A 14952-nucleotide genomic window follows, 5' to 3' on the forward strand; every position below is an offset into this window, starting at 1 on the left:
ATACTTATACGCGCTGCTTAATGGGAATATACAAATCAACCTTACACTTGCCTTCCTGATCCTTCATGGGATCATTCAGACAGAATTCGAGGCAGGGCCTATCGTCCGCTTCATATCCGCTGCGGGGTAACCACACGCTGAACATGCTGTCATACGCGAGGACCAATTTGTCTACCGTATCGTAGTATGAATACACCGCATAGATGCCGCCGGATACTGTCTTGAATTCTACCTGCGGCCGGTGTGCTTCCTGCTCAAACCCTTCCGGAAGGGTGACACAGGCATCATACCGGCACGCAGACTCCTCTACGAGATCCCCGTCATCCAACGATATTCCGATAAACTGCTGATTCCCTCCATGAATACCCCGCTGGTCTGCCCAGCGGCTTAGCTTGTCCCATGCGCTATACGTATCCAGGTAACTTCCAATATGCCTGATATAAGCAACTTCAACCTCAGGGATCTGCCTGATTTCTACCTGCCCGGTGTACAGCCATAATACCGTTTGAAATGGGCATTAAAGACCGATACCGATTCGAAACCGCTTTGACCTGCAACCTCCAGAATAGTCTTATTCGTTTCGGTCAGCAGCACCAGTGAGTGCTGTATACGCTTCCTGTTTACAAAGGCCATGGGAGTCACACCGACCATAGCTGTGAATATTCTGCTGAAATGAAATTTGGAGAAATGGGAGATCTCCGCCAGTGTATCGAGCTTAAGCGACTGACCGCTGTGTTCCTCTATGTAGGCAATGACCTTATCGATCCGCTCTCTATAATCAAGATTCATCGCTGAATTCCCCGCTTCATTCATGATACAATGCATTACAAATATTAGCAGATGAGGCGATAAATAATGGTTACAAATTTGTATTTGGTAAGACATGCGCACTCGGCTTATTCTGCCGATGAATTAAACAGACCTTTATCAGAACGCGGACAGGCAGATGCGCAGAAGGTCAGCGGACTGCTTATCCATGAGAATGTTCATGTCCTGATCTCCAGTCCCTATAAACGGGCAATACAGACCATTGAAGGACTGGCCGGCCCCCTGGGCCTTGAACCTGTAATCGAAGAGGATTTCAGAGAACGGTTGTTGTCCGGCGGACCTGTCAGTGACTTCGGCCAGGCCATTGCGAAGGTATGGGAGAATCCCTCTTTTGCCTGGGAAGGCGGAGAATCTAACCTGATTGCCCAGGACAGGGGAGTTCAGGCACTCCACAAAGTATTGCAGCAATACCAAGGCAGTAACGCCGTCATCGGGACTCACGGTAACATTATGGTCTTAATCATGAATGCGCTGGATAAGCGTTATGATTACGGCTTCTGGAAGCAGCTGGATATGCCGGATATCTATAAGCTAAGCTTCAATGGAGACACACTTACCGGCGTGCAGCGGATTTGGAACAGGAGCTGAATCTGGTTAAACTGGACAGACTGCTGTCACAGCTCTATGGTATAACCTAATCAAAGGAGAGTGAGCGCTATGGCAAGCTATGAATATTCGTCCAAACAGGACCTGCTGGAAACGATCCATACCCTTTACCTGCTCTTGGACGCCGAGTATGGCGGTATTGACGATAAGTATAAGGATACGCGAATTCCTGAAGTGGATAAAACCCCTGCCGAGATCATCGCCTATCAGCTGGGATGGCTGGAGCTGGTGAGGAGCTGGGATCAGAAGGAGCTGGAAGGACAGGCCTTCCTCATGCCGGCTCAGGATTATAAATGGAATGAGCTGGGCGGATTATATCAGTCTTTTTACGACAAATATTCTGAGTATTCACTGACTGAACTGCGCAGCTTATTCCGGCAATCGGAGCAGCAGTGGCTGGAATGGGTCAGCACATTGACGGAAGAGGAGCTGTTCATCCAGGGCTCGCGTAAATGGACCGGAACCAAGGACAACTGGCCCATGGCCCGGTGGATTCACATTAATTCAGCAGCTCCGTTCAAAACCTTCCGGGGAAAGATCAGAAAGTGGAAAAAATACTTCCCCGCCCAGCTGGCATAACCTCCACTACCCGGCCGACTCATTGCTGGCTATTGCTGGCTGCTGCCCGCTCCTCCATCCGTCCCCTGACTGCTGCCCCTGCGCGTTCCTCCCCGATCCATTCCCCGGCCGCCGCCATTGAAATTCGTGCCGCCGTTCATGCCGGGGAACCCGCCCGACCTGGAGTTGAAATCGTCACTTGAGATCTTCTGGGCAGTAATTGCCTCGCAAGAGGTGAGCACCAGCGAACAGCTAAGCACAGTAATGATTAAGGTGATGCAGGATTTCTTAGTCCGACTCTTGTGCCGATTGTTGAACCGCATGCCTAGTCCCCCTTTTCGTGGTCAGAAGCTCATAGACATCTTTAAAGCCCATGTAGGATAAGACAATCAGCAGCGGATATACCGGATAGATATACCGGGCCTTAATCTCCCAGAGCAGATAGAAGCCGATGAAGCCCAGAATCACCAGTACCAGCGGGGTTTCCGCAAACCGCTTGGCCCGTATCCCGCAGATCAGCCGGAAGAGAATGAAGCCATACATAAGGATATTCTGGACATAAACCACCCATTGCAGTCCGCTCCGGTAATCCGAATCTCCCTTAAGCAGCTCAGAAGCCGGGGTGGAATAGATATACCGGTCCATCACCAAGCCGCCTCTTCCCCCGCCGACAGAGTCTCCGTCATTCCCGATCCCGTACCGTTCAACCTGATACGTTCCTTCGGTCCAGATCCATACGATCTTTTTATAATACATTCCGGCAAGCTCCCCTAGAGTAGCCTCCGAGAGCTTATTACTGATGGACGCTTTGAACAGCTCCACGCTCTCCGCTTTATTGTAGCCGGCATCCTGCTGATAGATATTATAGCTCTCACGGTTATCCCAGAAGCCGAGCGTCTCCAGATTGATCCCCATATTCAGCCACATATAGACCGGTGCAGCATTACTGGACGGGGATTCGTCCACGATACCTGTGGCCTGGAGCGCAGCGTTCTGCGTCCAGCCCGGAATGTTAAACACCAGCAGCGTTATGCCTATGGAGGCGATGGCTTTTTTAAGCCCAAGATGACGGAAGTTAAATAGCAGACAGATAAGCACGGCAATCAGGAAGATCATGCCTGTGCTCCGGAAATAGTTGCCGAGCGCCAGCAGGATGGCCGCGAACACGATATCCCTCATGGATCTTCTGCGGATGAATGTAACGGCAAAGTACAAAGCGCTGGTCAGCAGAGCTGTGGCAATCACATCATTATAGATAAAGTTGCTCATAAACAAGGATGGAATATAGGTCGCGGCAAATACCAGGACACCATAGTCATTCGATCGGGACTTGGTATTCAGCTCTTTGTAGAGCAGGTAGATCATTAGCGTGGTGACCAGCGAGAACAGGATATTGAAGCTTTTGATCACCAGATAATTGTCCGGGAACAGGAACAGCAGCGTCTTCAGGTACAGAACGATTGAGAAATTGAACGGGAACATATACAGGTATCCGCCCGATTGGAAGGATGAATAGTCCTTGTTGTAGAGCATATCCCAGGCCAGGGACAGCACCGTTTGCGAATCGTCCGTAGGCATGCGGGTGAACAGGAAGATGATCACGAGTTGAATGGCGGCAGATAATAACAGGACCGCAGGGATGACTATCCTCCTGCTGTATTTATTAAGCTTCAGACAGAGCCTGTACAGCACGTAGCTCAGTCCCAGAACGGCTGCGATCAGCAGGATAAAGAGCAAGAGATTTTGTTTCTCCAGCACTGTTGTATCACCATAGATTGCATAGTTATACTTCGCCCTGATAAACAAGGAGGAAGCAATAAACAGCCCTATGAAGAAGGCGAGCATGACATATAATATTCGCTGGATTCCTTTTACCATGTTAACCTCCTCTACGGCAGCGTCCGTTCTCCATCCGCACATGCCTTGATTTATAGAAGTAGTATAAACACCGAACCTGAATAACAGATGAAGATGGGGTTAAGGTGAAGTTCAGGTGCGCCAATATACTTGAATAAAGCTGGATAGCACGCTCCCCGCCCAGCAGCAGAGTAAATTTCACAGTTTCACCCTCAGAAGAAAATAATGTTGTACGTATTACAACTTCGAGTCGTAGATAACCGGGTGTTTGGGAGAATTGTTGTACAAAATACAAGAATCCCCCCGCTGAACTGCCAGTAGGAGGAGAAATGTTGCATTCAATACAACAATTTTGAAATTCGGCCAAATTATTGAGAAAAATGTTGTATTTGGTGCAGGATTTTGAATTGAAAACCAACTTTCAACTCTTGCGCAGCACAACCTACTAGTTCATGCACAGCTTCAGTTATATACAAATCCGGCGATGCAAAGGCATTCATTACCCTGAAAGAACCGTTCAGCAGATTATCTCTTATTTCCATCAGAGAATGGATGCTGACGATTAGGAATACACATAGAAATCCCCTCCAAGCCCTCTCCAGCCACCGCATCCTAAGATGCTGCTGCCGGAAAGTCTGCCTGAAGGGGATCTGCCGTACTTGAATCTGTTTACTTAAGCGAGTTAATCATTAATAGCCTAATAGACTCTTTGTCTTCGCAAAAATATCATTGGCCATCTCCGTATACCGCGTGCTGCCGTTCGCTTCAACCTGGGCCGTATACTGGTCCCAGTTGTCCAGCTTTTCCTGGCCGGTCACGAACTTGAGCGTCATGGTCTTGACGTAATCCATCAGCGGCGTCGAGATCAGCTTCATCTGCTCATTCTCTTCAGGAGTAGCCATGATCGGCGGTGCCAGCTTGCGGGTATCCCGTGTCGACTGGACGCGGCTCACGAAGTCTTTCTCCCCATCGGTCATCTTGGACATCTTCAGCTTCTCAGAGCCGCCGTAGGCGAACATCCCGCCGGCGAAGCCGTAATCCACATTCAGCTGCTTAGCAGCACCTTCATTGATTCCGTTATAATAGATATCCGGATTCAGCACTACATTTCCGTCTGCATCCAGTGTATACGTCTCCCCTTCTACGCCCCATAAGCTGAGCATCTGACCCTCATTAGAGTACCAGAACCAGTCGACGAAGCGGAGCATCTTAATGAACTCTTCTTCGCCCAGGTCATCCAGCGCATTCTGGCTGATCATGATTCCGTTCTCCAGACGGGAGGTTTCGACCTGCAGCTTCCCTTTGGGGCCGCCCGGCTGGGTGATCATGTAGAGCTCGCTATCCGGAACCTGCATCTTGCTCTTGAAATCGGCCATAACCTGATAGATTCCGCTGATCACGTAGGTGTCGCCCTTGAAGAACTTGGCTTGTGCCGCATCATCTTCCTGAGTGAAGGATTCAGGGTCCATAATGCCTTCATTGACTAACTTGTTGAAGTAGCTCAGATAGTCCTTGAAGTCATCGGAGGCATCAGCAAAAACAAACTGCTGCTTATCCTGGTCAAAGACCAGACCGTTGGATAATCCCCAGCCGGCAGTAACGCCATATTGAACCGCAGCAATGTTCAGTGCGGAATCTCCCTTGAACTGGTCAGAGATGACATATTTGCTGCCTGTGAAGTCCTTGACCTTCTTCATCGCTTCATAGAAGTCTTCATAGGTCCAGTTGCCCTGCTGGCCTTCAACATCCACTCCCGCAGCCTCAAACACATCCTTGCGGATAATGTAGGAATAACCGCCACCGGCAATCTCCCACATGCCTGGAAGCACGTAATATTTGCCGTCCTCCTTGAGCTTAGCCTTCAGATCCTCTTCCATTCCCCAATCCTTCACGGCCTTCATATAGTTCGGCATGTACTGCACCCAGTCACTGACAGGTACAATCTGGCCTGTGGCCACGAAAGCGGATTCATCATAAGTCTTAGGAATAATATAAGGAGCATCTCCGCTGTTCACGAGCAGGGATTTCTGGTTCTCATATTCGGTTCTTGCCGTAATGGCCAGATCAAAGTTTACATTCGTTTTCTCCTGGATCGCACTCCACAGCCGCCAGTCTTTATTATATGGATAATTCTCATGGTCGCTGTACATCATGGAGTAGGTTACCGGTTCATTCGAGTGGAAGGTCTGATCTGCGCCAAAGGTATAATCTTCCGCCCCGGCTGTTGCAGGAGCATTCGTACCCGCAGCATTCGGTGCTGTGGAATTACTGGTGCCTGAAGCCTCTTTATTCCCGGATGAACAAGCTGTCATAGACAACATCAACGCCAGCGATGCCATTGCAAGTGGTTTACTGAATCTCATTGTTTGCCTCCCTTTTTGTGTATAGAGCTATATATAACAGAGAGGGCCATACCCCCTCCGGTTATACCGTTTATCCTTTGACCGCGCCGATCATCATGCCCTGTACGAAATACTTCTGCACGAAAGGATACACGCAGATGATAGGCAGTGAGGTTAACACCATGGCCGTCGATTTGATGCTTGCCGCAATCTGGCTCGTCTGATCGGAGGATGCCCCGATTTCGGTCGGACTGACCGCATTGTCGATGATTTGCTTCAGATACAGGGCGACCGGCCATTTCTCTTTTGACTGCAGATAGAGTGACGGTCCGAACCAGTTATTCCACATGCCGACCATCACGAACAGCATAATGGTAACCAGAATCGGCTTTGACAAGGGCAGAATGATTTTGGTGAAAATCCCGAATACCCCCAGGCCGTCCACCCGACCCGCTTCTTCCAGTTCATAAGGCAGGCTGGCAAAAAACGTCTTCATCAGGATGACATTGAAGGCGCTGATCGCCCCCGGAATGACAATCGCCCAGATTGTATCCCGCATGTCTAACGTCTTGGCCACCAGAATATAGTTCGGGATGAGTCCGCCTCCGAAATACATTGTGAACAGGACAAACGGAATGAAAAATTTGTTGAGCCGCAGTTTATCTTTGGATAGCGGATAAGAGATTACTGCTGTTGCCGTCACGGCGATTAAAGTGCCTGTTACGGAATATACAATGGTGTTCCAGTAGTAATGGAAGAAATCCGGTTTGCTCAAGATCACCTCATAAGTTTTGGTTGTGAATTCTACCGGGAATAAGGTCACCTTGCCTGCATAAATAGCGGCTTCCGAACTGAAGGACTGGGCTACGAGATAGACGAATGGATATAAGGTGAAGATGACAATCAGAATCATAAATATACTGTTCAAAATGTTAAACAAGTTAAAGGTTGAGGTTCGCTTCACGGGTTCGGCTCCTTTCTACCACAGGCTGGATTTCGTAGTTTTTTTGGATACGGTATTGGCAATCGTCACCAGGATCAGTCCAATAATCCCTTCGAACAAGCCTACCGCTGTCGCATAGCTGAAGTTCCCTCCGGTGATCCCCATCCGGTACACATAGGTAGAGATAACATCAGCGGTTTCGTAGGTAAGCGGATTGTACAGCAGCAGGATTTTCTCGAAATTGGAGCCCAGGATGCTGCCGATATCCAGAATCAGGAGCACCATAATCGTCGGCAGAATGCCGGGAATGGTCACATGCTTCGCCAGCTTGAAGCGGTTAGCGCCATCAATCTTCGCTGCCTCATACAATGATGGATCGATGCCGGTCATCGCGGCCAGATAGAGAATCGTTCCCCAGCCCAGGCTCTGCCAGACGCCGGAGGTAACATAGATCACCGGAAACCACTGCGGCAGGGAGATGAAGGAGATTGTCTCCAGTCCAAAGGACGTCAGAACGCTATTCAGGGGGCCCGTTAAAGAAACCACCTCTTTAATCATCCCTGCGACGATAACCATGGAGATGAAATGCGGAAGATAGGATACCGTCTGGACGAATTTCTTCCATTTGATCCTCCGTATTTCGTTAAGCAGGAGCGCAAATGACAAAGTAACAGGGAATTTCACCAGGAGATAACTGACACTTAAGGTAAGATCATTGAAAAAAGCCCGCCAAAATGTCGGATCCTTCATAAACATCTCGAAGTACGTAAACCCGACCCATTCCGTACCCAGGATATTAGGCCCGCCTCTGTACTTCCGGAAAGCAATAATGTTCCCCAGCATCGGCGCATACTTGAAAATAATGAAGTAGATTACCGGGATGACCAGAAACGAATATAGCTTCCATTCTTGTTTAACATGCTTCCATAAGGGAATTCTGTCCGCCTTCTTGCGTGGAATCATGCCTGCAGTCTTAGCTTTAGCAGGAACTGCCATGTCATCATCACTTCCTCACGAATAATTCACTCTAGCAGGGACGGCAGCCTGACGCTTGCGGGCGGGTTCGCGGCCGTCCGGATGTAATCGCTTTCTGCTCCATCAATGTACTTGCTAACCCGGCGGCTCATCAATGTTCAATACCGGAAATGATGTACGTTAACCTGCAAATGGCGGTTGACATCTTGAAACGGATAGACGGTTTCGCGTATTTCCGCTCTGGAAACCAAAAAAGATGACCTCCGGCAACCGGAGATCATCTGTCCATCTGCTTCACTATCCTGTTTCACTGGATCGCCTTGTATTTCCCCGGCGTAATCCCTTCATACTTCTTAAATACCCGGATAAACGCATGGCTGCTGGCGAATCCAACCTTCTCGGCGGTATCGTCGATACTGGCCCCTTCGAGCAGCAGAACCTTGGCTGCTTCAACCCGGCTCTGGCTGATATAATCACGCAGTCCGACCTGCCCTGTCTGTTCGCGGAACAACCGGGATACATACTGCGGCGTCAATCCGAAATGATCGCCGATCTGTGATACACTCAGGTTCTTGTCGCTGTAGTTCTCCTGCACGAACGCTGTAACCTTCTCGCCGATACCGGCACTCGTCTGCAGATTAGGCTTACTGCGGAGCACCGTGCATACCCGCTCAAAGATATCGAGCAGCTCCTGCTCGAATTCGGGCTTCGTGGTGCAGGACAGCAGCCGCTTGAGCGGCCGCCATTCATCCCAGGCAATGCTGGTCTGCTCTTGATCAGGAATGGCTTTAATCATCGTAGCCGCTACATCAAGCAGGATGCATTTCGAGATTTCATGCGACCTCTCTCTTTGGAACGCTTGCTGTAAGATACTATTAATCATCTCGTTGGCCTTATCGAATTCATCGGCCTTCAGGAAGTTGATCAGCATCATCTGGTCATTCACCGTGAAGAAATAACTGCCGGCGCTTGGCTTGATGCTTCCGTACCAGATCAGCATCTCATCACCGAGCACGCTGCGGTATTCCTGGGCTTCCAGGGCTTGAAGGAACGCGAGATTCACGCCGTTCAGACCTGTCTGCAGCTCACTGCCCACTGTGGTGAAGCGGAGCTTGTACCGGAGAGTAATGAATTCGTAGGCTTGGGCCAGATCATCCTCGATATCATCCTTCCAGTGCTCTGCACGCTCCGGAGCTACGTTCACGACCGCCGCCAGCATGCCGTCCATATCTGTGAAATTGATCGTCCAATGATTGCTGACCAGGTCGGCAACAATATTGGATACAATAAATTGGGATAACGCGAGATCCTGTATCCCATCGTCATCGCTATCGATATAGAACAGCAGCACTGCGAAATGATCAGTCGTCCAATTCAGCTTATACATCTTCGCCAGCTCCGTGAACGGGACGTTACGGTCGGCCTGACCCTTCAGGAGCCTCCCTAAATAGTAATTCTGCAGCACGCGCAGCTGTTGATCATGCTTATTGTTCGTATCATCCCGTTCCCTGATCGTCTCCAGAACATTCCTGCGGATGAACGTATATTCATCCAGGTATTCACCGGTGCCCTGCGCCGGATTGCGGGTAAATACGCTGACCAGCTCTTTGATCGGATCATAGTTTTTGCGGGCGAAATAATAGATAACCGCACTGCCTACCGCAAAGCACAGCAATAATCCGTACATGTTCATCGTCCGCATTCCCCCGATATGCTCCCAGAAGACATCGGTCGGAAACACGCTGATATACTTCCAGCCTGTCGTATCAGACGACTCGATGGTGATCATCGATTTAACTCCCTGAAAGGTACTCGTAAAGGTGCCGGTGCCGCGGTCATTCCATTCCTGATAAGCCGAAGGTTCGATCAGCGTATCTCCAGCATTCTGAATCATAATCTGGCCATTCGTGTCCATAATAAATACCCGGCCCCGCTCTACCCAGTCGATATTTGCAAGCATCGTCATCATCTTCTCCACATTAAGCGGTATGATGAGTGCGCCTGTTAGTTCAGCAGTCGCCTGAATCGGCAACGAACGGATATAGAACGGGGTATACGCAACTTTTTTATCCGGATTCTTGAGCGGAAGCAGCACGTATTCACCCGAATGATGCTGGTTGATAACCTGCTGCCAATCATCGTAAGCGAACGTATCCGTCTGAAGCTTCATCTCATAAAAAGATTGTTCTTCTATATAGGTCTCACTGGAAAGCACCGACTGCAGCGGTTTCGAATATAAGTTAATCTCCTTAATGAAGTTGTTGGCAGATAACATTTTGCCCAGCTCCTGCTTCAGCCCGTATATCTTGTAAGCGTTATCAGGTGTGGATGAAGACAGAAAGCCTTTCACTTCTGAATGAACGGCCAGCTGTGTGGCAAGGCTCTCTGTCTGCAGCAGCTCCCCGTCCACAATATATCTTACCTGCTGGAGCATCGCTCTGCTTGCCAGCTTAATCTCATTTTTCACAATTTCTCTCGTCTGACCATAGATGATCACACTAAGAATGACAGGTATGCACAGAATCACCGCATACGAGACAATTAACCGGAAAACTACACTTTGTGTGAAGTGACCCCTTTCCAAATTCAATTGCAATCCCCCTAATTCCCTTTTTTGTACATTTCAATCATAAATGAAATTGGGGTAAGCTTCATATGTACAATTTGAAATCTGATGTACAGTTTAAGCAGGTTTGGCTATTTACTCACTGCGGATCACACGAAAACCCTGGTCATTTCCCCTGCTGCTCCCCTCAAACTTGCCCCGAAACGATACCTCTGTATTGTTAACGCCGCCGATCCACCCGCCGCCCTTCACCAGTCTGAGGGAGCCGCTGCTGCTGTCCGGGCCTTCGTACCAGTTCCAGCACCATTCCCTCACGTTACCTGACATATCGTAAAGCCCCAGCTCATTGGGTTTCTTGAGGCCGCTAATTTTCGTCTGGTTATGGTTATTCTCGATCGCCGGCCAGTTCCAATCCCCGGTTAAGAATTGATCCCCGGAATTCCTCCAATACCAGGCTACCTCATCAGCCTTGCTGCTTCCGCTATAGCTGCTGCTCTTGCTCATCTGTCCTCCGCCTGCTGCATATTCCCACTCCGCTTCAGTCGGCAAACGGTAGCCGTTCACTCCTGCATTGACCGTTACGGTCCATTTCATGAAATCTCTTTCGCTTGTATTATTCGGATCAACAGTATTCTTGTCTATATTGTAATAGGGCTTCAAGCCCTCCTTCATACTCCGTTGATTGCAGTACTCCACAGCATCATACCAGGTTACACTCTCTACGGGCAGATTATCCCCTTGAAACTGGGAAGGGTTATTCCCCATCACCTCCAGCCATTCTTGTTGAGTCACCTCATACTTACTGATATAAAAGTCCGGGAGGGTCACATCTGTTCCGTAATAATTGGATTTTGTGTCTACAAAGGCACCGCCCTCGACCCATACAAGACGCTCTTCCTTGACAGGCTTCTCCTGCGAGCAGGCAGCGGCAATACCCGTTAATGCTATTAAAAAGACAATCAATAGTTTTCGCATGGATATATCTCCTTTGAACCGATTGGGAAAGGTACGGACCTGCTGATAAGCCTCTATATAGGAAGCACAGTAGTCATAGAGATTTCATGTGGAGTCCAGCCTATATAGCTGGCTTATTAAGGCCGCCGGCTGTGTGACCGGCAGGCCTCAGTCCTATCAATGATCAGCCGTCTTTCTGCATAGCCGGAACCCGGTTAGTGCCTGTCAGCCGCCTGTTACCACACCGTTACGTTAGAGCTGCCGCTGCTCTGATAGCCTTCTGTTGCAAGCACCTGATAGGACCAGCTGCTTCCCAGATTCATCCCTTTGCTCTTCCATGCGTTAACATGATTACTGAAAGTGATAGCAGAATTGCTTCCCGTCGCTCTCTTCGACTGTCTTACACTCCAGTATTGAGGGAATGTGGCATTTCCATCAATGGAAGGCGCGTCGTAGCGCATGGTGGTATAGATATCATAGGTGCCCCCGTCACTGGTCACGGTGCCCTTATACGTTCCGGTAGGTCTATAAGTCCCCCAGCTGTCAACAACGTAATATTCGATGAGTGAATTTCTTGTCCAGCCGTACAGGGTTAAATACCCGTTGCCGGACGGCGCCCAGACGCCTGCATTGTAGTTGATTGTTCGTGTTGGCGATCCAACATTCCAGCCTTTACCGACCACGAAATTGCCGGTATTGGACCAGTTCACACTGTAATTCCCGCCAGTTCCGTTCGTAGCATTGACTGTACCTCCGCCATCAGTCCAGTTCTGCCAATAATCTGTTGCTGCACTTGAGGTGGCTGCAAACGCGCTGAAGCTCATTGTGGCTGCCATGACTACCGTTAGAATTTTCTTGTTTAGCTTAAACATTGAATTACCTCCTAAGAATAATTTGTTGTGTACAGCCTTTCTTCCCGCCCTCACTTGCCCGTAGCCTCTGTCCGCAGAATCTAACTTATCCTGAGGTATCTCCCAGATATTTACTTGTCCTCCTTCACGAGTAAATTATATAAGGTAAGCGTTTACATTACTCTCTGCAAATTAAAGGTTTAATCCCAATTTTTATAGGTCTTATGGAGACGAGACGGCATAACTTATCAATTAAAAAAGCCGCCCCATTAAAGGACGGCCCTGCATCAGCAATCTTATGGATTCATCAGCCCATCTTGATTACGGCCTTCACCACATCTTCCTTGTTATTGATGACGAAATCAAAAGCTTTCTGGGTATCCTCGAAGTTGAATTCATGGGTCACGATACCCTTGACGTCAATTTTACCGCCGGCAATCGCTCCAATGGCGGCAGGATACAGGTTGCGGTAACGGAATACCGATTTGATATCGGCTTCTTTGAACATAATCTGCATGAAGTCGAAGTCGATGATATCCTTGGCTGCGAGTCCGACGAGCACAATCGTTCCGCCTCTTTTGACCAGATAAGGCGTCTGCTTCACGGTATGCTCGCTTCCCGCGGTTTCAATGACCTTATCTACGCCCTGACCGTCTGTCAGTGCAGCGATGACATCCAACACATTCTCTTGCTTCGCATTGATAACCAGGGAGGCGCCCAGCTTCTTCGCCGCTTCCAGCCGCTTCTCAATGATGTCTACGACCACAATATCCGTTGCCCCATATGCCTTGCAGGCCAGTAGTGTGACCAGCCCGATGCAGCCCGCTCCGAGGATCACGACACGGTCACCCAGCTTAATTCCGCCTTGTGCTGCAGCATGCAGGCCCACCGCCAGCGGCTCCACCAATGCCCCTTCTTCCGAAGATACGTTGTCCGGCAGCTTAAAGGCCATGTTCTCCGGAAAAGCCATGTAATCCATCAGGCAGCCATGGTAAGGCGGAGTCGCCAGAAACTGTACATCCGGACAGAGATTATACTTGCCGCTCTTGCAGAACTCACACTGGCCGCAGGTCACTCCAGGCTCCAGCGCAACCCGGTCCCCCACCTTCAGATGCTTCACCCCTGGTCCCAGCTCCACCACTTCTCCGGCACATTCATGCCCGAGGATGAAATCTCCGTCGACCACGAAGTCACCGATCCGGCCATACTCCAGATAGTGTACATCTGAGCCGCAAATCCCGACATATTCCAGCTTTACAACAACCTCGCCCTCTTTGGCTACCGGCATATCAATTTCATTCATTTCCAATTTCTTCAGCTCTGTCATATAAAAGGCTCTGTTCTTCACAAGTTTCTCCTCCTCAGGGGCATTAGCGTTCTGTATAACCATCTGAATTACTTCAAGGCCTCTGCCTTCTCCAGCAATGCGATATACTCATCCACATTATCCTTGGCAATCAGCGGGTTGCCGATATCGGTGTCGATCTGTTTCTCCGCGCCGGTCAGCAGCTTGTTGCTGGTATCGAGCAGCTTCTCTGCCAGCTCAAAAGCATTCTGCAGACAAGTGGAGGTCATCTTGCCCTCCTTGATCAGCTGAAACGCCTCAGCCGTTCCATCCACTCCATAAGCCAGCATGCTGCTGAACTTGGCATTATCCTTAACCGCTTCAATCGCGCCTGCCGCCATATTGTCGTTCATGGAAACTACCGCGTCGATCTTGTCGTTGGCCTGAACCCAGTCCTCCATATATTTCATCGCTTCATCCTTGTTCCAGTTCGCGATCTGTTCGCCGACGATCTGCACATCCGGACGCTTGTCGAAGAATTCCTTCTGCCAGCTCTCTCTGCGCTTGTCAGCGTGGAAGTTCCCGGACGGGCCGTTGAGTACTACGACCTTGGCATTCTGCGGGATCTGTTCCAGCGCTGCGCGGGCATTGACTCCGGCCTGCTCGTAAGGATCGGCATCCACAGTGGATGCTCCTTCAATGCCGGAGATGCGGGCATTAGTGGTGATGGCATAAATACCGGCTTTGATTACCTTCTCTACGTAAGGTCTTTGCGCCTCACCGTTATTCGGCTGCACAATGACAAGGTCGAACTTGTTCGTGATGGCATTCTCGATCATGGAATTCTCTTTATCGTCACTGGCCTGCCCGTCGAAGACCTCCAGCTTGATGTTCGGATATTTCTTGGCTTCTTCCTTCACGGCGTTGGCAAGCCAGGCGGCAAAGGAGTCCGACTGCGCACGTGCGATGTAGGCAACCTTATATACTTTCTCACCGCTGTTACTTCCTTGCGCTCCTGAATTAGACGAGCTTGACGTATTCGAGTTGCCACAGCCTGCGAGCAGTCCCAGTACCAACAGCATCGAAACTAAGGTGATCCATGTTTTTCTCATTGTTTTTCCCCTTTTATTTATTTTAAACAGCGCCGCTGTTTAATCCGGTTGCCTGGACATCCTCTTACCTGTGCC

General features: G+C 49.6%; 14 protein-coding genes. 2 read left to right on the forward strand and 12 right to left on the reverse strand.

The window, feature by feature from the left end:
- Positions 1-4: 4 nt before the first annotated feature.
- On the reverse strand, positions 5-493 hold the full coding sequence (locus tag GC101_RS22445) for an AraC family transcriptional regulator (RefSeq protein WP_171719121.1): 489 nt from the start codon (positions 491-493) through the stop codon (positions 5-7).
- Entirely contained in the window at positions 475-789 is a 315-nt protein-coding gene (locus GC101_RS22450) for a helix-turn-helix domain-containing protein (protein WP_171719084.1), read from the reverse strand. The genes GC101_RS22445 and GC101_RS22450 overlap by 19 nt, the downstream gene beginning before the upstream one ends.
- A 66-nt stretch (positions 790-855) precedes the next feature.
- On the opposite strand from GC101_RS22450, the gene GC101_RS22455 reads away from it, so the two are divergent.
- Together GC101_RS22455 and GC101_RS22460 are read left to right on the forward strand one after the other, a co-directional pair.
- On the forward strand, positions 856-1416 hold the full coding sequence (locus tag GC101_RS22455) for a histidine phosphatase family protein (RefSeq protein WP_171719085.1): 561 nt from the start codon (positions 856-858) through the stop codon (positions 1414-1416).
- 69 nt (positions 1417-1485) lie between these two features.
- Entirely contained in the window at positions 1486-2013 is a 528-nt protein-coding gene (locus GC101_RS22460) for a ClbS/DfsB family four-helix bundle protein (RefSeq protein WP_171719086.1), read from the forward strand.
- A 29-nt stretch (positions 2014-2042) separates the two neighbouring features.
- Here the strand turns inward: GC101_RS22460 and GC101_RS22465 are convergent, their stop codons facing one another.
- The 10 genes from GC101_RS22465 to GC101_RS22510 all read right to left on the reverse strand — a co-directional run bounded on the left by GC101_RS22465 (position 2043) and on the right by GC101_RS22510 (position 14877).
- Complete coding sequence (locus GC101_RS22465) at positions 2043-2315, reverse strand: hypothetical protein (protein WP_171719087.1); 273 nt, start codon at positions 2313-2315, stop codon at positions 2043-2045.
- Positions 2281-3870 (reverse strand): ArnT family glycosyltransferase, encoded by a 1590-nt coding sequence (locus GC101_RS22470; RefSeq protein WP_171719088.1) that lies wholly within the window; start codon positions 3868-3870, stop codon positions 2281-2283. Before GC101_RS22470 ends, GC101_RS22465 begins: the two co-directional genes overlap by 35 nt.
- 668 nt (positions 3871-4538) lie before the next feature.
- The gene (locus GC101_RS22475; RefSeq protein WP_171719089.1) at positions 4539-6212 is read right to left on the reverse strand and encodes an ABC transporter substrate-binding protein; all 1674 of its coding nucleotides are present in this window, start codon (positions 6210-6212) and stop codon (positions 4539-4541) included.
- A gap of 70 nt (positions 6213-6282) precedes the next feature.
- Positions 6283-7155, reverse strand: coding sequence for a carbohydrate ABC transporter permease (locus GC101_RS22480; protein ID WP_042210579.1), 873 nt, complete (start codon positions 7153-7155; stop codon positions 6283-6285).
- Between the two features lie 15 nt (positions 7156-7170).
- Positions 7171-8130 (reverse strand): ABC transporter permease, encoded by a 960-nt coding sequence (locus GC101_RS22485; RefSeq protein WP_171719090.1) that lies wholly within the window; start codon positions 8128-8130, stop codon positions 7171-7173.
- 286 nt (positions 8131-8416) lie between these two features.
- Entirely contained in the window at positions 8417-10699 is a 2283-nt protein-coding gene (locus GC101_RS22490) for a helix-turn-helix domain-containing protein (protein WP_171719091.1), read from the reverse strand.
- A gap of 111 nt (positions 10700-10810) precedes the next feature.
- On the reverse strand, positions 10811-11650 hold the full coding sequence (locus GC101_RS22495) for a formylglycine-generating enzyme family protein (RefSeq protein ID WP_171719092.1): 840 nt from the start codon (positions 11648-11650) through the stop codon (positions 10811-10813).
- 215 nt (positions 11651-11865) lie between these two features.
- Positions 11866-12501: a glycoside hydrolase family 11 protein gene (locus GC101_RS22500; RefSeq protein WP_171719093.1), complete on the reverse strand. Its 636-nt coding sequence runs from the start codon at positions 12499-12501 to the stop codon at positions 11866-11868.
- Between the two features lie 286 nt (positions 12502-12787).
- Positions 12788-13828, reverse strand: coding sequence for an NAD(P)-dependent alcohol dehydrogenase (locus GC101_RS22505; protein WP_042133589.1), 1041 nt, complete (start codon positions 13826-13828; stop codon positions 12788-12790).
- Positions 13829-13875: 47 nt separating this feature from the next.
- Positions 13876-14877: a sugar ABC transporter substrate-binding protein gene (locus GC101_RS22510; protein ID WP_171719094.1), complete on the reverse strand. Its 1002-nt coding sequence runs from the start codon at positions 14875-14877 to the stop codon at positions 13876-13878.
- Positions 14878-14952: the final 75 nt, after the last annotated feature.

It is taken from the genome of Paenibacillus phytohabitans (assembly GCF_013141775.1).
Taxonomy (GTDB): domain Bacteria; phylum Bacillota; class Bacilli; order Paenibacillales; family Paenibacillaceae; genus Paenibacillus_AQ; species Paenibacillus_AQ phytohabitans.